Origin of the sequence: Streptomyces tagetis (genome assembly GCF_018069565.1) — a bacterium.
GTDB classification, from domain to species: domain Bacteria; phylum Actinomycetota; class Actinomycetes; order Streptomycetales; family Streptomycetaceae; genus Streptomyces; species Streptomyces tagetis.
The window spans coordinates 55,516-78,577 of sequence record NZ_JAGPNL010000006.1; the positions used below are offsets into that span (position 1 = coordinate 55,516).

Genomic DNA, 23,062 nt, shown 5'->3' on the forward strand with positions numbered 1-23,062 from the left:
GACTCCGGCAACCAAGCGATCAGGTCGAGCGTCTTTCCTCCGAAGTCGGTCACCCCGCCCTCGAACGCCCGCCGCCCGCCGTCCGTACGTCGGACCGGGGGAGCGGGACGGACCACGGGAAGGGAACGGCCGCCGCGCGCACCGCGGCACTAAAGTGGGCCGGAACCGCCGGCCGGCGGGCGGTACGGCGGGCCGGCGGCCATGCGGCAGGCGAGAGCCGGCAAGCAGGCCGGCAAGCAGGCCGGCAGGACAAGCCGGCAGGCAACAGGCAACCCAGCAGGCAACAGCAGGCAACAGCAGGCAACAGCAAGCAACCCAGCAAGCAACAGGGAGCGCATGACGTGCGGCCGGTAGGCAGCAAGTACCTCCTGGAGGAACCGCTCGGTCGCGGCGCCACCGGGACCGTGTGGCGTGCCCGCCAGCGCGAGACCGCGGGCGCGGAGGCGGCCGTGGCGGGACAGCCCGGTGAGACCGTCGCGATCAAGGTCCTCAAGGAGGAGCTGGCGAGCGACGCCGACATCGTGATGCGCTTCCTGCGGGAGCGCTCCGTCCTGCTCCGCCTGACCCACCCCAACATCGTCCGGGTCCGCGACCTGGTCGTCGAGGGCGATCTGCTCGCCCTGGTGATGGACCTCGTCGAGGGCCCCGACCTCCACCGGTACCTGCGCGAGAACGGCCCCTTCACCCCGGTCGCCGCCGCGCTGCTGACCGCGCAGGTCGCCGACGCGCTCGCCGCCAGCCACACCGACGGCGTCGTCCACCGCGACCTCAAGCCGGCCAACGTCCTGCTCCGGCAGTCCGGCGGCGAGATGCACCCGATGCTGACCGACTTCGGCATCGCCCGCCTCGCCGACTCGCCCGGCCTCACCCGCACCCACGAGTTCGTCGGCACGCCCGCGTACATCGCGCCGGAGTCCGCCGAGGGACGCCCCCAGACCTCCGCCGTCGACGTCTACGGCGCCGGCATCCTCCTCTACGAGCTGGTCACCGGCCGTCCGCCGTTCTCCGGCGGCTCCGCCCTGGAAGTGCTGCACCAGCACCTGAGCGCCGAGCCGCGCCGGCCCTCCACCGTCCCCGAGCCGCTGTGGACGGTCATCGAACGCTGCCTGCGCAAGAACCCCGGCGAGCGGCCCAGTGCCGAGAACCTCGCCCGCGGCCTGCGCGTCGTCGCCGAGGGCATCGGGGTGCACGCGAACAGCGCGCAGATCGGCGCCGCCGAGAACGTCGGCGCGCTCCTCGTCCCCGACGCCACGCCCGCGCAGGTGCCGGGGGAGCCCGGCGCCGCCGACGCGACCCAGGTCCTGCCGCAGGGCTCCCAGGGCGCCTGGGACCCGAACGCCGCGACCAGCGTCCTGCCCCACACCGGCGGACCGGGCGGCCCCGGCCCCGCGGCCGACCCCACCGCCGTCCTGCCGCCCGTGCCGCCGGGACCGGACGGGCAGAACCCGGGCGACCCGCACCCCTGGCAGAACCAGCTCCGCGCCGCCCGCGACCGCAACGAGCAGACGCAGGTGCAGTACCTCGACCCGGCCGAGGACCCGCTGCGCCGCCGCCCCCAGCGCCAGGTCAGCCGCCCGCAGCAGCCGCCGCAGGGGTACGGCTACCCGCAGCAGCAGCCGTACGCGCCCCCGCAGCCGCCCCAGCAGCCACAGCGGCCCCAGCCGCAGCGGTACGCGCCGCCGCCCGCCCCCGAGCCGCGGCGGCCCGCCCCGGAGCCCCGCCCGCCCCGTGAGCCGCGTCGGCGCGGCGCCAACCCGATGCGCATCCCCGGCCTCGGCTGCCTCAAGGGCTGCCTCTTCACGATCGTCATCCTGTTCGTGGCGGGCTGGCTGATCTGGGAGCTGAGCCCGCTCCAGAGCTGGATCGGTGAGGGCAAGGGCTACTGGGAGCAGATCAGCGACTGGTCCGGCTCGGTCACCAAATGGTTCGGGGACCTCGGCGGCGCCGGCTAGCGCGGCAGCGGTAGCCGGCCTGGGCCGCGGCCCCCGCCGGAGCCCGGTAGGCTCCGGCGTCCGCGCCCGCACAACGCGATGTCGGAGATATGTCGACATCCGGCGGGTGATTCGCGCCGCCCTCGCGGGGGCGGCCCCGCCGGGCGCGTAGGTTGGGCGGCTGGGGTCCGGGTGTGCCGGCCGGAGGCGGGGCACCGCACCGCGCGCCCGCGGCATCGGCACCACGCGTCGGTAGGAGCAGTCTTGGCACGGAAGATCGGCAGCCGGTACACCGCCCACCAGATCCTCGGGCGGGGCAGCGCCGGCACGGTGTGGCTCGGGGAGGGGCCCGAGGGGGCCGTCGCCATCAAGCTGCTGCGCGAGGACCTCGCTTCCGATCAGGAACTCGTCGGACGCTTCGTGCAGGAGCGCACCGCCCTGCTCGGCCTGGAGCACCCGAACGTCGTCTCCGTGCGCGACCTCGTCGTCGACGGCAACGACCTCGCCCTCGTCATGGACCTGGTCCGCGGCACCGACCTGCGCACCCGCCTGGACCGGGAACGCCGGCTGGCCCCCGAGGCCGCCGTCGCCATCGTCGCCGACATCGCCGACGGACTGGCCGCCGCGCACGCCGCCGGGGTCGTCCACCGCGACGTCAAGCCCGAGAACGTCCTGCTGGACATGGAGGGCCCGCTCGGCCCCGGCGGCGCGCACCCCGCCCTGCTCACCGACTTCGGTGTGGCCAAGCTCATCGACACCCCGCGCCGCACCCGCGCCACGAAGATCATCGGCACCCCCGACTACCTCGCCCCGGAGATCGTCGAGGGACTGCCGCCGCGCGCCTCCGTCGACATCTACGCCCTGGCCACGGTCCTGTACGAGCTGCTCGCCGGGTTCACCCCGTTCGGCGGCGGCCACCCCGGCGCGGTCCTGCGCCGCCATGTGACCGAGACGGTCGTCCCGCTCCCCGGCATCCCCGACGAGCTGTGGCAGCTCCTCGTCCAGTGCCTCGCCAAGGCGCCGGCCTCCCGGCTGCGCGCCTCCGAGCTGGGCGCCCGGCTGCGCGAGCTGCTGCCGATGCTGGCCGGGATGGGCCCCCTGGACGTGGACGAGCCCGGCGACGGCCAGGGGGCCGACGCTGAGGAACCCCCCGCCTTCGCCGCGCCCGCCCCCGGCGAGGGCGCCCGGCGCCGCGGGGCCGTACCGCTGGTGCCCGGCGGCAGGCCGGCCGACTCCAACCGCGACACGCACACCTCCATGCGCGTCCCCGCCCCCGACGAGCTGGCGGGCGGCGCCCGCGGCACCGCCCGCGCCCCGCGCGCCGCCGGTGCCCCGCGCCCCGGCTCCGCCCGCAACCGGGCCGCCGCGCGCCGCCGCCGGCTGGCCCTCGCCACCGCCACCGTCGCCCTGCTCGCCGCGGCCGGCGTCGGTACGTGGATCGCCACGGACGGTGACGACGCCCCGCGCGGCCCCCAGGACTCCGGGAACTCGGCCCCCGCCGTGCCGTGACCCCGGCCGCGCCCGCCCGTGCCCCCGGGCGCCCCGGCGCGGCGAGGGCCGCCCGGCGGAGCCGTTACGCTGGACGCGTGGCAGTCGTCGATGTATCCGAAGAGCTGAAGTCCCTCTCCTCGACCATGGAGTCGATCGAGGCCGTCCTGGACCTCGACCGGACGAGGGCAGACATCGCCGTGCTCGAGGAGCAGGCGGCCGCGCCCTCGCTCTGGGACAACCCGGACGAGGCGCAGAAGATCACCAGCCGGCTCTCGCACCTCCAGGCCGAGGTCAGGAAGGCCGAGGGGCTGCGGCAGCGGATCGACGATCTTGCCGTGCTCTTCGAGATGGCCGAGGAGGAGGACGACCCCGACACCCGCGCCGAGGCCGAGTCCGAGATGGAGGCGGTCCGCAAGGCGCTGGACGAGATGGAGGTCCGCACCCTCCTGTCCGGCGAGTACGACGCCCGTGAGGCGCTGGTCAACATCCGCGCCGAGGCGGGCGGCGTGGACGCCGCCGACTTCGCCGAGAAGCTCCAGCGGATGTACCTGCGCTGGGCCGAGCAGCACGGCTACAAGACCGAGGTCTACGAGACCTCGTACGCGGAGGAGGCCGGCATCAAGTCGACCACCTTCGCCATCCAGGCGCCGTACTCCTACGGCACCCTCTCCGTCGAGCAGGGCACCCACCGGCTGGTGCGCATCTCGCCCTTCGACAACCAGGGGCGCCGCCAGACCTCCTTCGCGGGCGTCGAGGTGCTGCCGGTCGTCGAGCAGGCCGACCACGTGGAGATCGACGAGGCCGACCTGCGGGTCGACGTCTACCGCTCCTCCGGTCCCGGCGGCCAGGGCGTCAACACCACCGACTCCGCGGTGCGCATCACCCACATCCCCACCGGCATCGTGGTCTCCTGCCAGAACGAGCGCTCGCAGATCCAGAACCGGGCCACCGCGATGAACGTCCTCCAGGCCAAGCTGCTGGAGCGGCGCCGCCAGGAGGAGCAGGCCAAGATGGACGCCCTCAAGGGCGACGGCGGCAACTCCTGGGGCAACCAGATGCGTTCGTACGTGCTGCACCCCTACCAGATGGTCAAGGACCTGCGCACCGAGCACGAGGTGGGCAACCCCGAGGCGGTCTTCAACGGCGAGATCGACGGCTTCCTGGAGGCCGGCATCCGCTGGCGCAAGCAGCGCGAGAAGTAGGCCGCGAGGGCTTCGCGGGGCGCTCCCGGCGAGTCCGTCCGCCGCTTTGTCGACAAGGCAACTGCCGCCCGTGGGGCGGCAGTTGCCTTTTTCGGCGCCGTTTCCGTACCTGAGGTGACACTTCTTCACCTCATTGTGTCCGGCATACCTTCCGTACCCGGACAACGCGCGCGGAACGACCTTGACGCCGAGTTGAACATTCGCCAGGGTGATGCGCGGCATGCGCATTTCCGGGGCGCATGTGAACCGGGGGATCGTGCACAGCCACCCCGTCGATCACGGCCCCGAGCGCGGCCTCACCGACTATTTCGGCTACTGGGGGTAGCAGCTACATGACGAAGAAGACACGTGTCCGTGTCGCGCGCATAGCGGCCGGCGCGGTGATCGCCGCCGGCGCGTCGCTGACCGCCGCGGGCGCCGCGTCCGCGCTCGACATCGGTGTCAACGTGGATGTGGCCGGCACCGGCGTCCAGGCGGGCATCTCCGCCCTGGACGGCGACGAGGACGGCGACGGCGACGGCGACGGCGGCGAAGAGGGCTGCGACATCGGCACCGGCCCGGAGTGCGAGACCGGCGGCGGCGAGAACGGCGGCGGCTCGGGCGGCGAGGAGAACGGCGGCGGCGAGAACGGCGGCGGTTCCGGCGGCGAGGAGACCGGCGGCGGCGAGAACGGGGGCGGCTCCGGCTCCGGCGGCGGCGAGAACGGCGGCAACGGGAACGGCGGCGGCTCCGGCTCCGGCGGCGAAGAGAACGGCGGCGGCGGCAACGGCGGCGGCTCGGGCTCCGGCGGCAACGAGTCCGGCGGCGGCAACGGCGGCGGCAGCGGTTCCGGCGGCGGTTCCGGCTCCGGCGGCTCCGAGACCGGCGGCGGCTCCGGCTCCGGTGGCAACACCGGCGGCACGGGCGGCTCCGGCGGTACGGGCGGTACGGGCGGTACGGGCGGCTCCGGCGGCACCACCCCCGACGGCGGCAACGACAACGTCACCCAGGACGAGGGCTCCTCGGCCCTCACCGAGACCGGCACCGGGAACGGGGCTGCCGCCTCGGCCCAGGGCGACGGCGCGGAACTCGCCGAGACGGGCGCCGGGCAGACCGTGTTCCTGCTGGTCGGCGCCGCCACGATGATCGCCGGCGGCATCGGCTTCCGGGTGCTCCCGCGCCTGGTGACCGGCCGCGACGGCGCCGCTGCCTGACGGTAGCCGCGCGCCCACCCACGGCACGCACAAAGGGCCCGGAGCAGCCGGCTCCGGGCCCTTCCCGTCTCTCACGCCCCGTGCCGGGGCCCCGCGCACTCCCGGGTCAGATGCCCTGATGCGCCAGGATCGCCACCGTGGCGACCAGCACCGCGAGCAGGACGATCAGCGCCGTCGGGTTGAGCCCCGACAGGAAGTTGTCGTTCTCCTGCTGCATGCGCTCGCGGCTGGCCCGGCACACCGGGCACCGGCCCTCGCTCACGGGCGCCGCGCAGTTCGCGCACACCAACCGGTCGTACGTCATGCGCCTCGCCCTCCTCGCAACCGGCTCTATCAGAACAACGCCCACGCGCGCGTGAACGTTCCCTCCTCCCACTGTGCCAGGTTCCGACGGGGCCCGCCCCCGCTCCCCCGGGGCCCGCGACACGCCCGGCGCGGTGGTGTGCGGGGACAAAACGCGCAACTGATACGCAACCCCGACCGGTGACTGCGGCGGACTCCCCGGTTCGCGTAAGGTCACGCTCATCTACCCCCGGCGACCCGTGGTGCATCCGTGATCCGATTCGACAGTGTGTCCAAGGTCTACCCCAAACAGAACCACCCGGCCCTCAGGGACGTCTCCCTGGAGGTCGAAAAGGGCGAGTTCGTCTTCCTCGTGGGGTCCTCCGGCTCCGGAAAGTCCACCTTCCTGCGGCTGATCCTCCGCGAGGAGCGGTGCAGTCACGGCCAGGTGCACGTCCTGGGCAGGGACCTCGCCCGCCTCTCCAACTGGAAGGTGCCCCAGATGCGGCGCCAGTTGGGGACCGTCTTCCAGGACTTCCGCCTGCTGCCGAACAAGACCGTCGGCGAGAACGTCGCCTTCGCCCAGGAGGTCATCGGCAAGACCCGCGGTGAGATCCGCAAGTCCGTGCCGCAGGTGCTCGACCTCGTCGGGCTCGGTGGCAAGGAGGACCGCAGGCCCGGCGAGCTCTCCGGTGGTGAGCAGCAGCGCGTCGCCATCGCCCGCGCCTTCGTCAACCGGCCCAAGCTGCTGATCGCGGACGAGCCCACGGGCAACCTCGACCCGCAGACCTCCGTCGGCATCATGAAGCTGCTCGACCGCATCAACCGGACGGGCACCACCGTGATCATGGCGACGCACGACCAGAACATCGTGGACCAGATGCGCAAGCGCGTCATCGAGCTGGAGAAGGGCCGCCTCGTCCGCGACCAGGCGCGCGGCGTCTACGGCTACCAGCACTGACACCGCCGCTCCCGCGCGGGTATCCACGGAAAGGCTTAAACAGACGCCATGCGCGCCCAGTTCGTGCTCTCGGAGATCGGTGTCGGTCTTCGCCGCAATCTGACGATGACCTTCGCGGTCGTCGTCTCCGTCGCCCTGTCCCTGGCCCTGTTCGGCGGCACGCTGCTGATGAGCGACCAGGTCAACGCCATGAAGGGCTACTGGTACGACAAGGTCAACGTCTCCGTCTTCCTCTGCAACAAGAGCGACGCGGCGAACGACTCCAACTGCGCCAAGGGCGCGGTGACCGCGGACCAGAAGAAGCAGATCCTGGCCGACCTCGACAAGATGGCCGTCGTCGACAAGGTGACGCACGAGTCGCAGGACGAGGCGTACAAGCACTACAAGGAGCAGTTCGGCGACTCGCCGCTGGCCGCCTCGCTCACGCCGGACCAGATGCAGGAGTCGTACCGCATCAAGCTCAAGGACCCGGAGAAGTACCAGGTCGTCGCCACCGCCTTCGACGGCCGGGACGGCGTGCAGTCCGTGCAGGACCAGAAGGGCATCCTGGAGAACCTCTTCGACCTGCTGGACGGCATGAAGTGGGGCGCGCGGGCGGTGATGGCACTCATGCTGGTCGTCGCGCTGATGCTGATCGTCAACACGGTGCGCGTCTCGGCGTTCAGCCGTCGGCGGGAAACGGGCATCATGCGCCTGGTCGGCGCCTCCGGCTTCTACATCCAGGCCCCGTTCATCATGGAGGCGGCGGTCGCCGGGCTCATCGGCGGTGCCGTCGCCTGCGCCTTCCTGGTGCTCGCGCGGTACTTCATCATCGACCACGGGCTGGCGCTCTCCGAGAAACTCAGCCTGGTCGACTTCATCGGCTGGGACGCCGTGCTCACGAAGTTGCCGCTCATCCTCGCCACCAGCCTGCTGATGCCGGCGCTGGCCGCTTTCTTCGCGTTGCGCAAGTACCTGAAGGTGTGACGCATGCCAAGGGGGCCGAACGGTCAAGCGACCGTTCGGCCCCCTCGCGTTGTCCTAGACTCACCGGCATGTCAGGCCGTGACCTGTTCTGTCAGCCCCGCCGCGCACGCCACGGGGCCGCCCTGACCTTGGTGTTCACCAGTGTCCTCGCGGCCGGCGCGGCCACCGGCTCCCTGCCCGGGAGCGAGGCGGAGACCGCCGCCGCACCCGCCCGCGCCGCCGCCCCCGCGCTCCGCCACGAGGACGTGGCCCGCGCCGCCGCCGAGGCGATGGCGGACGGCAAGTCCCCCGTCGAGGCCGCCGAACGCGCGGTCAGCCGCAGCGGGGACCGCTGGGGCGCCGTGTACTCCCGGGGCGAGTACGAGGAGTTGGAGGAGGCCCTCGACGGCCGGTACACGGGCGTCGGCCTCTCCGCCCGCCGCGAGCGCGACGGACGTATCGAGGTGACCGGGGTGCGCTCCGGCTCGCCCGCCGCCGACGCCGGCATCCGCGCGGGCGACCGGCTGCGCACCGTCGACGGCGAGAAGGCCGACGGGCGCCCCGTCACCGAGGTCGTCGCCCTGCTCCGCGGCGACGCCCACGAGCGGCCCGCCGGCACCACCGTCCGGCTCGGCCTGGAGCGCGGCACGCGCGCGTGGACCGAGACCGTCCGCCGCGCCCGGCTCTCCACGGACCCGGTGACCGTACGGACCCTCGCGGACGGCGTCACCGTCGTCAGGGTCGCCTCCTTCACCAAGGGCGTCGGCGACCAGGTGCGGGCCGCCGTGGGGCAGGTCCCCGACGGCACCGGCGTCGTCCTGGACCTGCGCGGCAACTCCGGCGGACTGGTCGCCGAGGCCGTCACCGCGGCCTCCGTCTTCCTCGACGGCGGCCTGGTCGCCACGTACGACGTCGACGGCGACCAGCGCGCCCTGCACGCCGAGGCGGGCGGCGACACGGCCAGGCCCCTGGTCGCGCTCGTCGACGGCGGCACGATGAGCGCCGCCGAACTGCTCACCGGGGCCCTCCAGGACCGGGGGCGGGCGGTCGTGCTGGGCTCCCGCACCTTCGGCAAGGGCTCCGTCCAGATGCCGAGCCGGCTGCCCGGCGGGTCGGTCGCCGAGCTGACCGTCGGCCACTACCGCACGCCCTTGGGCCGCGGTGTCGACGGCACCGGCATCACCCCCGACCTGGAGGTCGAGCCCGCCGGCCCGGCCGCCCTGGAGCGGGCCCGGACGGTCCTGAGCGGACTGGGCCGCTGACCTCGGGCGGCGTCGCGCGCCGCCGCGGAAACGGCTTTCCCGGAAACGGCGCCGTAGTGCCAAAATGGGCCGCACTATGGCTAAGGAAAAAGGGCGCAAGCTGATCGCGCAGAACAAGAAGGCGCGGCACGACTACCAGATCCTCGACACCTACGAGGCCGGTCTGGTCCTCACCGGTACCGAGGTGAAGTCGCTGCGTCAGGGGCGGGCCTCGCTGGTGGACGGCTTCGTGCAGATGGACGGCAACGAGGCGTGGCTCTACAACGTCCACGTCCCGGAGTACAGCCAGGGCACCTGGACCAACCACAGCGCCCGGCGCAAGCGGAAGCTGCTGCTGCACCGCACGGAGATCGACAAGCTGGAGTCGAAGTCCCAGGAGACCGGTCACACGATCGTGCCCCTGGCGCTCTACTTCAAGGACGGCCGGGCCAAGGTCGAGATCGCCCTGGCGCGCGGCAAGAAGGAGTACGACAAGCGGCAGGCGCTGCGCGAGAAGCAGGACCGGCGCGAGACCGAGCGGACGATCTCGGCGATCCGGCGCCGCGAGCGGGCCTGACGAGCCCGGCGGGGCCCGGGAATACGCTGGCACGGAGCCGCGTCGGTCACGTACGATGGCATCAGCACCTCACAGCGGGTGCGAGCACCCTCCTCGGAGGGTTTGAAAAGACAACATGGGGATGATCGGTTTCGACAGCGGCTGTCGAAGCAGGGGAAGCGTGTCGAGGAAGCGGCCATGATCTCGTAAACCACAGGCCGAAACAAATAATCGCCAACACCAAGCGCGATTCCTCCCAGCAGGCCTTCGCCCTCGCTGCCTGATCTCAGGTAGCCAGAGCGAGCCTCCTACTACGGGAGTGTCAGCCCGGGGCTGTTCCCGACCCGGAACCTGGCATCAGCTAGGGGACTAAACCTTGATCCCGGTCACGGGGTGAAGAGGGAAACCACACAGTGACTGAGCCCGTCGGAGACTTGTCCGCGTGATCTTCGGGGCTGAGAAAAGCGCAGCGGACTGCACACGGAGAAGCCCTGGTTCCGCACCGTTGGACGCGGGTTCGATTCCCGCCATCTCCACAGTTCCCATGTGGGCGAAGGCCCCGTCGCTTCCGGGCGACGGGGCCTTCGTCATGCCCGCGACACCGCGGGCGGCTCCCTCACCCGGACGGCCTCGCCCCGACCCGGCCGGACACGCCCGTCAGCGTCAGCAGCAGGGCCAGGGCCGCCGCTGTCGCCGGGAGGGCGTAGCCCATGGCGGGCGGGGCGTGGTCGGCGCTCCAGCCGCCGGTGGCGCTGCCGAGGGCGATGCCGGTCAGGAGGCCGGTCACCGCGAGGGTCATCGACTCGTTGAGGCGGCCCTCGGGGGCGCGTCGCTGGACCAGCGTCATGGTCGTGACCATGGTCGGCGCCGTGGCCGTACCGGCGACGAAGAGCGCCATGGAGACCAGGAGCAGCGAGCCGGACGTGGCGGCCAGGAACGGCAGCGTCATCAGGGCCGTCATCGCCGCCACGCACCACGGCAGCCGCGCCGCCGCCGGCCCCGGCAGCCGCAGCGCCCCGAAGGCCAGGCCCGCCGCGCACGAACCGGCCGCCTGGAGGCCGAGGGCCACCCCCGCCGCCGCCCGGTGCCCCCGCTCGTCGGCGAAGGCCACCGTGACGACCTCCATCGCGCCGAACACCGCGCCCATGGCGACGCAGACCGCGAGCAGCGCGGGCATCCCGGGGGAGCGCAGCGGCGCGCGCGCCGGGGTGTGCGGCACCGGCGGCGGCTCGGTCGCGCGCTGGGCGGTGAACAGCAGCATCCCCGCCACCAGCAGGACCACCCCGGCCACCGTCCCCGCCTCCGGGAACCACGCCGTGCACAGGAAGGCCGCGAGCACCGGGCCCAGCATGAAGCACAACTCGTCCGCGGCCTGTTCGAAGGAGTGCGCGCTGTGCAGCGCGGCGGCGTCCCCGCCGACCAGGCGGGCCCAGCGGGCGCGGGCCATGCCCCCGGTGTTGGGCGCCGAGGCCGTGGCGGCGTAGGCGGCGAACAGGGTCCAGGCGGGGGCGCCAGCGCGGACGCACAGCACCAGGGCGAGCGAGCCGAGCGCGGCGAGCAGCGCGGCCGGCACCGCCACGCGGGCCTGCCCGTGCCGGTCCACCAGCCGCGCCACCCCCGGCGCGACCAGCGCCGTCACCGCCAGCCCCGTGGCCGTGACGGCGCCGGCCAGGGCGTAGGAGCCGTACCGGGCGGCGATCATCAGCACCGCGCTGACGCCGAACATGCCCATCGGCAGGCGCGCGAGGAGGCTCCCGGCGGTGAACGCCCGCGCCCCCGGCACCGACAGCAGCCGCCGGTACGGGCCGGGCGGCCGGTCCCGCCCGCGGGGACGGAAGTCGGCGAGGACCAGGGTGTCCGCCGTCACGGCGGGCAACACGTACTGCGGCACGGGGCGTTCGGGTGTGGGTCGCGGCATGCGCCCACCGTCGCCCCGGGCCTGCGGGGCGGTCCAACACCTGTTCGCCGCCCATTCACGCATCCGCGTTGTAAATTCGGGGGGTGTCCGCACCCGCCCACCTCGATCCCCGCCTGCTGCGCGCCTTCGTGACCGTCGCCGAGGAGCTGCACTTCACCCGCGCCGCCGCCCGCCTGTTCGTCGCCCAGCAGGCGCTCAGCCGCGACGTACGGCGCCTGGAGCGCGAACTGCGCCGTGAACTGTTCGTACGCACCACCCGGCAGGTCACGCTGACGCCCGACGGCGAGCGGCTGCTGCCGTACGCCCGCCGGGTCCTGGAGGCCCAGGCCGATCTGCTCGCCGCCGCCGGGCAGGCCCGCCCGCTCCTGGTCGACCTCAACTCCCCGGGGCTGGCCACCGGCCGCGCGGTCCTGGAGCGCGCCCGGGAACTCGCCCCGGACCAGGAGCTGATGGCGCGCTACGAGAGCGGACTGACCGGCGCCGCCGCCGAGCTGCTCGCCGGACGCCTCGACGCCTCCTTCGGCCGCTTCGCGGGACTGCCCGCCGCCGTGCGCGCCGGCCTCGGCCACCAGCCCGTCCGGTACGAGGCGATGGCCGTCGTCCTGCCCGAGGACCATCCGCTGGCCCCCCTGGCCGAGGTCCCCCTGGCCGCGCTGGCCGGGGAGAAGGTGTACGCCGGGGCCGGGAACCCGCGGACGCCGGAGTGGACCGACCTCGCCCGCCGCCTCTTCGAGGGAAGCGGCGTCGAGGTGGCACCACCCCTTCCGCTGGCCGTCGGCGACGCGGAGTTCCGGCGCATCATGGAGAAGACCCGCAACCCCGTCCTCGCCGTGGTGGGCTTTCCGGCCATGCCCGCCTGCGTGGTCCGCCCGTTGGTCGAGCCCGTGCCGCTCTCGCCGGTCTCCCTGGTCTGGCGAAAGGGGCTGGTGCACCCCGCCTTCGACGCGCTCCGTTCGGCCGCCTCCCAGGTCGCGGCCGAAAACGGATGGCTGCGTAAACCCACCAAAGGATGGATTCCGGCCAGTGACGCCGCTGTGATGTCACCCCGTAAACCGGCACACGGCAACCACCCTTCCTCCGCGTGCGCTACATTCGTGGCCTGAGCACGGTGTGGTAGAGGGGGCGCGCGAACCTGGTGGGGGCCGGTTCGGCCGACGGGTGCTCGGAGTCGTACGCGCACCCGGACCGTCCCGCGGGGGGAAGAGTACGCGCGTGAAGAAATGGCAAAAAGACGCCCAACCGGAGTGGCCGGATGCGGCGTCCGGAATTCGTGATCTCCCGGAGGCACGACAAGATGGGGACGCCACTCAGGCGTTTTCGGCGACCGGGAGTTTCCCGGGGACCGGGAAGTCACCGATGAGCGGAACGACCGGCGGACGCCCCGGCGGGAGCCGGGGAGGACCGGACCGGCCCGGCGCCCACGACGGGTACGCGGGCTCGGACGACAGGTTCGGGCATCCCGGACCGCCCGGCGCGCGCCGCCCCGGGAGGCAGATACCCGGGCCCGCCTCGCCGCCGCCCGCGGATGCCGCCGAGACTCAGCTCCTAGAGCCCTACGGCGGCCCCGGCACCGGTGAGAGGGACTTCCCCGGGGCGCGGACGGACCGGTGGCGAACCGGCCTCGACAGCACAGGCGGGAGCCCGATGGGCGCAGACAGCAGGGGCGGGGACGCCGGAGGCCAGGACGGACCACCCTGGACCGGCACACCACGCGGGGGACCCGGACGGCCCGGCGCCGGCCGGAGCGAGCCGGGCCACGGCCGCGCGGCACGGCACGGCAGGGACCGGGGCGCGGCGAGCCGCGACAGCGACCGGGGTGACATATCCCCCGGCACCTCCCCGGCCCGCGGCTTCCCCGCGGCGGACGCCGCGACGACCGCCTTCCTCGACCCGGCCACGGCCCGCTTCCCCGCCGAACCGGGCACGACCCCCTCGCACTTCTCCGATCCGGCCGCCCCGACCACGGCCTTCCCCCCGGTGGGGGGAGCCCCGGCGGCGTTCTCCGATCCGGCCGCCACCGCGGTCTTCCCCGATCCGGCCGCCCGGACCACGGCCTTCCCCGACCCGGGCGCCCCGACCACCGCCCTGCCGGGCCCCGTTCCCGGCCCCGGCCCCGCCACCGCCGCGCTGCGCGACCCCTGGCGGGACCCGATCGGCGCCGGCGTCCCGGAGGCCGAACAGACCCACGACCCGCACGAGGTCACCGTCCAGCTCGACGCCGTCCAGTTCGGCGACGGCGTGCTGCGCCAGGTCGAACGGAGCCCCGCCAAGGGCGGACCGGACGGCTCCGACGGGCCGGTCTTCGTGGACGAGTCGGGCCGCCGCAGCCGCCGCTTCCGCCGGCTCGGCATCGCCCTCGGCATCGCCTGCGCGGTCTACGCCGTCGTCATCGTCAGCACCCTGCTCTCGGGCAACTCCGACGCCCCCTGGCTGCCCGTACCGGGCCAGGAGGAGGGGCAGCCGGCCGGTCAGGTCGACCCCACGCCGCTGCCCACGGAGACGGTGGACCCCTCGGCGGGCGTCACCGAGGACCCGCTCGCCGAACCCTCCGCCGACGAGGCCCCGACGACCGCGCCCGGCGCCGGGATCACCGTGCCCGGCACCACGGGCGGCGCGAGCGTGCCCGGCCGCGTCGCCGACCCGCAGCCGACCGCGACCGGGTCCGCCTCGGGGACCGGCGGCGCCGGCCCGGACCCGAAGACGAGCGCCCCGCAGCAGCCCCCGCCGGCCACGCAGCCGGCGACCCCGCCCAGCGGCGGCGAGTCGCCGGCCGACCCGGGCCAATCCCCGGGCGTGCCGCCGGGCACCGACCCCGGCGACGGCACGTCGCCCAACGGCTCCGGCAACTCCACGCCCGTGGCCGCCGGACGCGCCGCGGCGCCCGTCGCCGGTTCGCGCTCCACGTCCACGTCCTCATCCCTGTCCCCGGAGAACACCCTCTGATGGCCTCCCGCTCCCGCCGTCACGGGGCCGTGCGTCGCGCCCGTGGCGGCGCCCGGCGTCCCCGCCTGCCGCTGCGCCTGCTGCTCCCGCTGCTCGTCCTCGTCGCCCTCGCCGCGATGCTCATGCTCCGCGGCTACGTGCACAGCGAGATCCTCGCCGACCACCGCGTGCAGTCCCCCGCCCCCACCGACCGGGTGCCGCAGAAGATCCTGGAGGGCGGGCCGGTCATCGACACCCGGGGCGGACGCACCGAGGGCCTGTCCGTGCCCGACCACCGCCTCGTCCTCACCTTCGACGACGGCCCCGACCCGGTCTGGACCCCGCGGGTCCTGGACGTGCTGAAGAAGCACGACGCGCACGCCGTCTTCTTCGTCACCGGCACCATGGCCTCCCGCTACCCCGACCTCGTCAAGCGCATGGTCGACGAGGGCCACGAGGTCGGCCTGCACACCTTCAACCACCCCGACCTCTCCTACCAGTCGACCAAGCGCATCGACTGGGAGCTGTCGCAGAACCAGCTCGCCATCACCGGCGCGGCCGGCATCCGCACCTCGCTCTTCCGGCCGCCGTACTCCTCCTTCGCCGACGCCATGGACAACAAGACCTGGCCGGTCACCGAGTACATCGGCAGCCGCGGCTACATCACCGTCGTCAACAACACCGACAGCGAGGACTGGAAGAAGCCCGGCGTCGACGAGATCATCCGCCGCGCCACCCCGCACGGCGGCAAGGGCGCCATCGTCCTCATGCACGACTCCGGCGGCGACCGCCACCAGACCGTGCGGGCGCTCGACCGGTTCCTGCCCGATCTCAAGGAGAAGGGCTACCGGTTCGACAACCTGACCGAGGCCCTGGACGCGCCCAGCGCCATGACCCGGGTCGGTGGCGCCGAGCTGTGGAAGGGCAAGGCGTGGATCTTCCTGGTCCAGGCATCGGAGAAGCTCACCGGCGCCCTGGTGGTCGGCCTCGCCGTCATCGGCACGCTGGTCATCAGCCGCTTCGTGCTGATGCTGCTGCTCTCCGGCTTCCACGCCCGCCGCGTGCGCCGCAAGAACTTCCGCTGGGGCCCGGCCGTCACCGAACCGGTCTCGGTCCTGGTACCGGCGTACAACGAGGCGAAGTGCATCGAGAACACGGTGCGTTCGCTGATGGACAGCGACCATCCCATCGAGGTCATCGTCATCGACGACGGCTCCAGCGACGGCACGGCGCGGATCGTGGAGGCGATGGGCCTGCCCAACGTCCGCGTGGTGCGCCAGCTCAACGCGGGCAAGCCGGCCGCCCTCAACCGCGGTCTGGCCAACGCCCGGTACGACATCGTCGTGATGATGGACGGCGACACGGTCTTCGAGCCGTCCACCGTCCGCGAACTCGTCCAGCCCTTCGGCGACTCCAGGGTCGGAGCCGTCGCCGGCAACGCCAAGGTCGGCAACAAGGACAGCCTCATCGGCGCCTGGCAGCACATCGAGTACGTGATGGGCTTCAACCTGGACCGCCGCATGTACGACGTCCTCGGCTGCATGCCGACCATCCCCGGCGCGGTGGGCGCCTTCCGCCGCTCCGCGCTGGAGCCGATCGGCGGCATGAGCGACGACACGCTCGCCGAGGACACCGACGTCACCATGGCGCTGCACCGGGCCGGCTGGCGCGTCGTCTACGCCGAGAACGCCCGCGCCTGGACGGAGGCGCCCGAGTCGGTCCAGCAGCTCTGGTCCCAGCGCTACCGCTGGTCGTACGGGACCATGCAGGCCATCTGGAAGCACCGCCGCTCGGTCATCGAACGCGGGCCCTCGGGCCGCTTCGGGCGGGTCGGACTGCCCTTCGTCTCCCTGTTCATGGTCCTGGCCCCGCTGCTCGCCCCGCTCATCGACGTCTTCCTGCTCTACGGCATCGTCTTCGGCCCGACCCAGAAGACGATCCTGGCCTGGCTGGGCGTCCTCGCCATCCAGGCGGTCTGCGCGGCCTACGCCTTCCGCCTCGACCGCGAACGCATGACCCACCTGATCTCGCTGCCGTTGCAGCAGATCCTCTACCGCCAACTCATGTACGTCGTGCTGCTCCAGTCCTGGATCACCGCGCTCACCGGCGGACGCCTGCGCTGGCAGAAGCTGCGCCGCACCGGCGTCGTCGAGGCGCCCGGGGGCGGCGGCGCGGTCCCGCGCCAGCGTGCGCGCGGCGACGACGATCGGAGGCCCGTGGCATGACCCACGGATACACGCCCGGCACCGGCAGGAGCCCGGAGCCGGCCGGACCCCACGGAACGCGCCCGGCGGGCGGCCCCGGCGCGGACCCCTACGCTCCCGGGCCCGCGGACGGCCGCCCGGCCGGAGCGGGGGCGCCGTACGCCATCCCGCGGCAGAAGACCGCAGGGACCGCCGAGTTCGCCGGCCCCGGCTTCGCCGACGCCGGGGCCGGGCCGGCCGCTGAGCCCCCCACCGGGGCGCCCACCACCACCGAGCCCGCCCCGGCCTCCGCGCCGGCCAGGCCCGGCCGGGACCGGTACCTCGACGTGCTGCGGTCCGTCGCGCTGGTCCGGGTGGTGGTGTACCACCTGTTCGGCTGGGCCTGGCTGACCGTGCTCTTCCCGTCGATGGGCGTCATGTTCGCCCTCGCCGGCTCGCTGATGGCGCGCTCGCTCAAGCGCCCGGCGCTGAGCGTGATCCGCAGCCGCGTCCGGCGCCTGCTGCCGCCGATGTGGGCGTTTGCCGCGGTGGCGCTGGCCCTGATGTTCGCGGGCGGCTGGAACCCGCGGGAGGACCCCGACCACGGCGGCACCTGGGGCCTGCTCTCCCTGCTCAACTACCTCGTCCCGATCGGCGCCCCGCCCTACCCGGCCGAGGCCGGGTTCCCCGGCGGGCTGCTGGAGAGCGGCTGGGCGGTGGAGGCCGCGGGACCGCTCTGGTACCTGCGCGCCTACCTGTGGTTCGTGCTCGCCTCCCCGCTGCTGCTGTGGGCCTTCCGCCGGGCGCCGTGGCCGACCCTGCTCGCCCCGCTCGGCCTGACCGCGATCGTCGGCACCGGCCTGGTCACCATCCCCGGCGAGACCGGCAACGCGGTCACCGACTTCGCGGTCTACGGCGGCTGCTGGGTGCTCGGCTTCGCCCACCACGAGGGGATGCTCCAGCAGATCCCCCGGTACATCACGGTCTCCTGCGCCTCCCTGGTGATGGCCTTCGGGCTGTGGTGGGCCTCGGGCCACCTCGGCCCGGAGGGCTGGGACCTCAACGACATCCCGCTCGCCCAGGCCGCCTGGTCCTTCGGCTTCGTCGTGATCCTCCTCCAGTACTCGCCGTCCTGGCAGGAACTCCCCGGCCGGCTGGCCAAGTGGGACAAGCTGGTCACGCTCTCCAACAACCGCGCGGTCACGATCTACCTGTGGCACAACCTCCTCATCCTGCTGACCGTGCCGATCATCGACCTGATGTACCGGCTGCCGTTCATGCAGAGCGAGCGGGCCGCCGAAGCCCTGGACAGCGCCTCGACGCTGTGGATGTTCGCCCTGGTCTGGCCGCTGATCGGCCTCTCGGTGCTGGCCGTCGGCTGGATCGAGGACCTCGCGGCGAAACGCCGGCCGAGGCTGTGGCCGAACGGCAGCCGCCCGGCCGGCCGGGGCGGCGCGGCGCGGCCGGCCCGCCGGGGCTGAGCCGGCGGGGGCCGGTCCGGCCGGACCGGCCCCGGAGCCGCCGTACCGGGCGGCGCACCGCCGTGCGAGACTGCCCCGATCGCGGCGGTGACCAGGGAAAGCAGGTGGGGATGAGCAAGCGCCAGACGCAGAAACTGCTGCGCATGATGGCGGGCGGGGAGCCGATCGAGCTCACCAGTCCGATGGCGTCCGTACGGAAACTCGCCCGACTCGCCTGCCTGGCCCAGCAGTTCGGCTACGAGTACGCGGACGTCAGGCAGGGCTCGGGGCGCAACGCCGCCCTGACGATGCTGCTCGTGCCCGATCCGGCGCCGCAGGCGCGCTCCCGTGCCGTCCAGAACTGGGCGCAGTACCCCAACGCCCACGACGGCGTCTCCCTGCCGCCCCTCGCGCCGGACGCGGTCGAACTCCTCAAGGCCCGCATCAACTACGACCTCACCGGCAAGAACGCCGAGAAGCGCATGGGGTACGGCGCGGTCGGCGTCACCGTCGGCTGCGTGATCCTCGCGCTGCGGGCGGGCGGCGACGGCGGTGCCTTCGCCATGGCCGGGATCATCTGGTTCCTCGTGGTGGCGCTCCTCGGCGTCGGCCTCGTCGTCACCCGCAAGCGCAACGCCAAGTTCGGGGCCCGGCTGCACGCCTCCGGGTTCCGGCCGGTCCCCGACGAGACGGGGCGGGTGCGCTACCTGCCCCCCGGACCGCGGCCCGCCGGGCAGGGCAACCCGTTCGCCGGCGCATCCGGCCCCGGCGGACCCCACGGCCACCAGGCCCCCGCCGCCGCGCCGGCCCAGGGGTACGGCCACCCCGCCCCGGCCCCGTACCCGCCGCAGGCACCCGGGGGGTACCCCAACGCCCCGCAGATGCCCGACGGTTACCCCAGCGCCCCGCAGGCTCCGGTCGGTTACCCGAACGCCCCGCAGGCTCCGGTCGGTTACCCCAGCACTCCGCAGGCGCCCGGTGGTTACCCCAACGCCCCGCAGGCGCCCGGTGGTTACCCGGCGGCCCCGCAGGCGCCCGCGCCGCAGGCCCCGGGGCCGTACGGTCAGCCGCAGCCCGGCCCCTACGCCCCCGGCCCGTACGCCCCGCAGCCGTACCCGCCCCAGCAGCAGCCGTACCCCCAGCAGCCGTACGGGCAGCCCCCGGCCCAGCCTCCCCACCCGCAGCAGCCCCTCCAGCAGAATCCCCACTGGCAGCCCCAGCCGCCGCAGGGCTGAGCCGGGGGCGGCACCGCCGCCTACGACGGGAACGGGACGGACCACAGTGACGCACGACGACGCACGGCAGCACACCGCAGACACCGGAGACACCGGGAACACCGGAGACACCGGGAACACCGAAAGCACCGGAGACACCGCAGACACCGCAAGCACCGGGACACCGGAGGCGCGGCCGGGCGAAGCACGCCCGGAGGGGGAAGCCCGGGAGGCCCCCCTGCCCCTCGCCGGGTTCACCGTCGGGGTGACCGCCGCCCGCCGGGCGGAGGAGTTCGCCGCCCTGCTGCGCCGGCGCGGCGCCGAGGTCGTCCACGGACCGGCCCTGCGCACCGTGCCCCTCGCCGACGACACCGAACTGCTCGCCGCCACCCGCCGGCTGACCGAGCGGGCCCCCGACGTCGTCGTCGCCAACACCGCCGTCGGCTTCCGGGGCTGGCTGGAGGCGGCCGAGGGGTGGGGGCTCGGCCCCGCCCTGCTCGACCGGCTGCGCGCGGCGGAACTCCTCGCCCGCGGGCCCAAGGTCACCGGCGCGATCCGCGCCGCCGGCCTCACCGAACGCTGGTCGCCCTCCTCCGAGGCCCTGGCCGAGGTGCTGGACCGGCTGCTGGCCGAGGGCGTCGACGGCCGCCGCGTCGCCGTCCAGCTCCACGGCGAGCCCCTCACCGAGTTCGTGGGCGCGCTGCGCTCCGGCGGCGCCGACGTCGTCGAGGTGCCCGTCTACCGGTGGCTGCCGCCCGAGGACCCGGCCCCGCTCGACCGGCTGCTGGACGCGCTGCTCGAACGCCGCCTGGACGCCGTCACCTTCACCAGCGCGCCCGCCGCCGTCTCCCTGCTCACCCGCGCCCGGGAACGCGGCCTGCTGGACGGGCTCCTCGCCGCCCTCGGCCACGACGTGCTCGCCGCCTGCGTCGGACCGGTCACCGCCGCGCCGCTCGCCGCGCGCGGCGTCCCCACCGTCCACCCCGAACGCTTCCGCCTCGGACCCCTCGTCCAGCTCCTCTGCCGCGACCTGCCGGAACGGGCCCGGCCCGCGCGGGGGACCGGGCACCCGAAGGGCTGACTCCGCGCCCCCGGTGCCATCGGGTGCGGTAGGAGGGGTTCCGGGCGCGGCCCGGGACGGGCACTGTAGGAGGAACGCTTCCCGCTCCCCCGGCCCGCCCCCGGGCACCACCTAGGCGGTGACAGGAACATGGCACTGGGTACGGCAGGCGCCCCGTCCGAGCCGCGGTTCGACACCGGACGGATCTGCCTGGACCTCCTCGCCACCACCCACCCCGCGGAACGGCTCGGCTCGGTCGCCGCCCTCCGCGCGTGGATCGCCCGCTCCGGGCTGGTGCCGCCGGGCACCCCCCTCGCCCACGCCGACGCCTCCTGGCTCACCGGATTCCGCGAACTGCGCTGCCGTACCGGCCAACTGGTGCGCGCCCCCGCCCCCGGCACCCGGCCCCACGAGGCGGCCCGCGCCCACGAGGCCGCCCGCCCGTACGACCTCGCCCTCGTCCGCGTCAACGACCTCGCCCGCGCCGCGCCCCCGGCCGTCCGCGCGGTGCGCGGCGAGGACGGCTCGCTGACGCGGGCGCTCGCCGGCCCGCCCACCCGCACGGCCCTGCTCGCCGCCGTCGCCCGGGACGTGGTGGACCTGCTCACCGACCCCGCCGCGCGGGCGGCGCTGCGGCAGTGCGAGGGTGACGACTGCCCCGTGGTCTACGTGGACACCTCCCGGGGGCGCCGGCGCCGCTGGTGCTCCAGCGAGGTCTGCGGCAACCGCGAACGCGTCGCCCGGCACCGCCGCCGCGCCGCGGCGGCCCGCTGAGCCGGGTTCCCGGTCCGCCGGGCCGACTCCCGGTCCACCGGGCCCGGTTGACGGGCCGCCGACGCCCTCGCGGCCGACGCGGCCGGCCACCACCCCGCCCCGCTTCCGCGTGGCGGAAGCGTGAAGAAAAAGCGGAGGTGATGTGTCCCCTTGTCCGCCCACATGCCCCCGTTCGTCGCGGGGACCTTGAGAAAACTCCCACCTCGCGTTGAACACACGGCACTTCACGTCCGTACCGGATGGGCGAGCGACCGACTGGGGGAACCCCCGGACATCGGAGGTGGGCGTGCGCAAGGATTCCGTCGTGGCCAGTGAACGTGCAGCGAGGGCCCGACATCGCATGTCCCAGTCCTCGGAACCGGACGAGGAGTTGATGCGTGCGCTCTACCGTGAGCACGCCGGCCCCTTGCTGGCCTATGTGATGCGGCTGGTCGCGGGGGACCGGCAGCGCGCCGAGGACGTGGTCCAGGAGACGCTCATCCGTGCCTGGAAGAACGCCGGTCAGCTCAATCGTGCGACCGGATCGGTACGCCCCTGGCTGGTGACGGTCGCCCGGCGCATCGTCATCGACGGCCACCGCAGCCGGCAGGCCCGGCCGCAGGAGGTCGATCCGTCGCCGCTGGAGGTCATCCCCGCGGAGGACGAGATCGACAAGGCGCTGTGGCTGATGACGTTGTCGGACGCGCTCGACGACCTGACCCCGGCTCACCGGGAGGTTCTCGTCGAGACGTACTTCAAGGGACGTACCGTCAATGAGGCGGCCCAGACGCTGGGCATACCCAGCGGCACCGTGCGTTCGCGGGTGTTCTACGCCCTGCGTTCGATGAAGCTGGCACTGGAGGAGCGGGGGGTGACGGCGTGATGAGCGGGTACGGGGGATTCCAGGGGTTCGGCACGGGTGATTCGGGTAACTCTGCCCCTATGCAGGGGTCATCGGTGCCGAACGAACACGAGACCGTCGGCGCCTACGCCCTCGGCATTCTCGACGACGGCGAGGCAACCGCTTTCGAGTCGCATCTCGCCGGCTGCGAATGGTGCGCCCAGCAACTCGACGAACTGGCCGGCATGGAGCCCATGCTCGCCGCCCTCGCGGACCTGCCGGACACCGGCACGCCCGAGATCGCCGAGTCGCTCGCGGCCCGGCCCAGCCCGCGGCTGGCCGAGAGACTGGCCGACGAGGTCGCCGAGCGCCGCGCCAAGAAGCGGCGCCGCAACTTCTACCTCGTGGGCACCGCCGCCGCGCTGATCATCGGCGGCCCCTTCGCGGCCGTGGCGACGACCGGCGGCGGGGGCGGCGACGGCGGAGGCGGTCGCACCACCGAGGCGCGGACCACCGAGAGCCCGGCCGAGTCGGCCTTCGCCGCCATGCCCGACCGGGTCACGGCGACCGACCCCACCACCAAGGTCAGCGCCACCGTCGCCCTGGAGAAGAAGGTCTGGGGCACCGACGCCGTCGTCGAGCTGAAGAACGTCAAGGGCCCGGAGAAGTGCTCCCTGATCGCCGTCGGCAAGAACGGCGAACGGGAGACCCTCACCTCCTGGGCGGTCCCGGACGAGGGGTACGGCATCCCGGGCGCCACCACCGAGAAGGCCCGTGATCCGCTCTACGTCCAGGGCGGCGCCGCCTTCGAACCCAACCAGATCGACCACTTCGAGATCATGACCTTCGACGGCAAACGGCTGGTCGAAGTGGACATGTAGGACGCGGCCCGTAGCCTCACGGGGTCCC

General features: G+C 73.9%; 18 protein-coding genes, 1 other RNA gene and 1 pseudogene. 18 read left to right on the forward strand and 2 right to left on the reverse strand.

Annotated elements, in window-relative coordinates; translation table 11 throughout:
• Positions 1-341: 341 nt before the first annotated feature.
• The 4 genes from J5Y05_RS21075 (at position 342) to J5Y05_RS21090 (ending at position 5,817) form a co-directional block, all read left to right on the forward strand.
• On the forward strand, positions 342-1,952 hold the full coding sequence (locus J5Y05_RS21075; protein ID WP_210874604.1) for a serine/threonine-protein kinase: 1,611 nt from the start codon (positions 342-344) through the stop codon (positions 1,950-1,952).
• A gap of 243 nt (positions 1,953-2,195) precedes the next feature.
• Positions 2,196-3,440 (forward strand): serine/threonine-protein kinase, encoded by a 1,245-nt coding sequence (locus tag J5Y05_RS21080; protein ID WP_210874605.1) that lies wholly within the window; start codon positions 2,196-2,198, stop codon positions 3,438-3,440.
• A 77-nt stretch (positions 3,441-3,517) separates the two neighbouring features.
• On the forward strand, positions 3,518-4,624 hold the full coding sequence (gene prfB / locus J5Y05_RS21085; RefSeq protein ID WP_210874606.1) for a peptide chain release factor 2: 1,107 nt from the start codon (positions 3,518-3,520) through the stop codon (positions 4,622-4,624).
• A 332-nt stretch (positions 4,625-4,956) separates the two neighbouring features.
• Positions 4,957-5,817, forward strand: a complete 861-nt coding sequence (locus J5Y05_RS21090; RefSeq protein WP_210874607.1) for a hypothetical protein — start codon at positions 4,957-4,959, stop codon at positions 5,815-5,817.
• A gap of 106 nt (positions 5,818-5,923) precedes the next feature.
• Here the strand turns inward: J5Y05_RS21090 and J5Y05_RS21095 are convergent, their stop codons facing one another.
• Positions 5,924-6,121, reverse strand: a complete 198-nt coding sequence (locus J5Y05_RS21095) for a hypothetical protein (protein WP_210874608.1) — start codon at positions 6,119-6,121, stop codon at positions 5,924-5,926.
• 249 nt (positions 6,122-6,370) lie between these two features.
• Between J5Y05_RS21095 and ftsE the strand changes: the two genes are divergently transcribed.
• The 5 genes from ftsE to ssrA all read left to right on the forward strand — a co-directional run bounded on the left by ftsE (position 6,371) and on the right by ssrA (position 10,341).
• Positions 6,371-7,060 (forward strand): cell division ATP-binding protein FtsE, encoded by a 690-nt coding sequence (gene ftsE / locus J5Y05_RS21100; protein ID WP_210874609.1) that lies wholly within the window; start codon positions 6,371-6,373, stop codon positions 7,058-7,060.
• Positions 7,061-7,108: 48 nt separating this feature from the next.
• Positions 7,109-8,026 (forward strand): permease-like cell division protein FtsX, encoded by a 918-nt coding sequence (ftsX, locus tag J5Y05_RS21105; protein ID WP_210874610.1) that lies wholly within the window; start codon positions 7,109-7,111, stop codon positions 8,024-8,026.
• A gap of 68 nt (positions 8,027-8,094) precedes the next feature.
• Positions 8,095-9,267 (forward strand): S41 family peptidase, encoded by a 1,173-nt coding sequence (locus J5Y05_RS21110; protein ID WP_210874611.1) that lies wholly within the window; start codon positions 8,095-8,097, stop codon positions 9,265-9,267.
• Positions 9,268-9,343: 76 nt separating this feature from the next.
• Positions 9,344-9,823, forward strand: coding sequence for an SsrA-binding protein SmpB (gene smpB, locus J5Y05_RS21115; RefSeq protein ID WP_210874612.1), 480 nt, complete (start codon positions 9,344-9,346; stop codon positions 9,821-9,823).
• Between the two features lie 117 nt (positions 9,824-9,940).
• Positions 9,941-10,341, forward strand: a transfer-messenger RNA (tmRNA) gene (gene ssrA, locus J5Y05_RS21120).
• Between the two features lie 77 nt (positions 10,342-10,418).
• Here ssrA and J5Y05_RS21125 read toward each other — a convergent pair.
• A complete protein-coding gene (locus tag J5Y05_RS21125; protein ID WP_210874613.1) occupies positions 10,419-11,720 on the reverse strand; it encodes an MFS transporter in 1,302 nt (433 codons plus the stop codon).
• Between the two features lie 83 nt (positions 11,721-11,803).
• Between J5Y05_RS21125 and J5Y05_RS21130 the strand changes: the two genes are divergently transcribed.
• From J5Y05_RS21130 to J5Y05_RS21170, 9 genes and pseudogenes are all read left to right on the forward strand, one after another.
• Positions 11,804-12,823, forward strand: coding sequence for a LysR family transcriptional regulator (locus J5Y05_RS21130; protein WP_210874614.1), 1,020 nt, complete (start codon positions 11,804-11,806; stop codon positions 12,821-12,823).
• Positions 12,824-13,364: 541 nt separating this feature from the next.
• Positions 13,365-14,663, forward strand: coding sequence for a hypothetical protein (locus J5Y05_RS21135; RefSeq protein ID WP_210874615.1), 1,299 nt, complete (start codon positions 13,365-13,367; stop codon positions 14,661-14,663).
• Positions 14,663-16,867: a bifunctional polysaccharide deacetylase/glycosyltransferase family 2 protein gene (locus tag J5Y05_RS21140; protein ID WP_210874616.1), complete on the forward strand. Its 2,205-nt coding sequence runs from the start codon at positions 14,663-14,665 to the stop codon at positions 16,865-16,867. The genes J5Y05_RS21135 and J5Y05_RS21140 overlap by 1 nt, the downstream gene beginning before the upstream one ends.
• Positions 16,864-18,306, forward strand: a complete 1,443-nt coding sequence (locus J5Y05_RS21145) for an acyltransferase family protein (RefSeq protein ID WP_247615074.1) — start codon at positions 16,864-16,866, stop codon at positions 18,304-18,306. Before J5Y05_RS21140 ends, J5Y05_RS21145 begins: the two co-directional genes overlap by 4 nt.
• A gap of 110 nt (positions 18,307-18,416) precedes the next feature.
• Complete coding sequence (locus J5Y05_RS21150) at positions 18,417-19,520, forward strand: hypothetical protein (RefSeq protein ID WP_210874617.1); 1,104 nt, start codon at positions 18,417-18,419, stop codon at positions 19,518-19,520.
• Between the two features lie 217 nt (positions 19,521-19,737).
• Positions 19,738-20,568 (forward strand): annotated as a pseudogene (locus J5Y05_RS21155) (uroporphyrinogen-III synthase); the annotation flags it as partial.
• Between the two features lie 141 nt (positions 20,569-20,709).
• A complete protein-coding gene (locus J5Y05_RS21160) occupies positions 20,710-21,333 on the forward strand; it encodes a CGNR zinc finger domain-containing protein (protein WP_210874618.1) in 624 nt (207 codons plus the stop codon).
• Between the two features lie 340 nt (positions 21,334-21,673).
• A complete protein-coding gene (locus J5Y05_RS21165; RefSeq protein WP_210874619.1) occupies positions 21,674-22,195 on the forward strand; it encodes a sigma-70 family RNA polymerase sigma factor in 522 nt (173 codons plus the stop codon).
• On the forward strand, positions 22,195-23,034 hold the full coding sequence (locus J5Y05_RS21170; protein ID WP_281730791.1) for an anti-sigma factor family protein: 840 nt from the start codon (positions 22,195-22,197) through the stop codon (positions 23,032-23,034). Before J5Y05_RS21165 ends, J5Y05_RS21170 begins: the two co-directional genes overlap by 1 nt.
• Positions 23,035-23,062 lie beyond the last annotated feature (28 nt).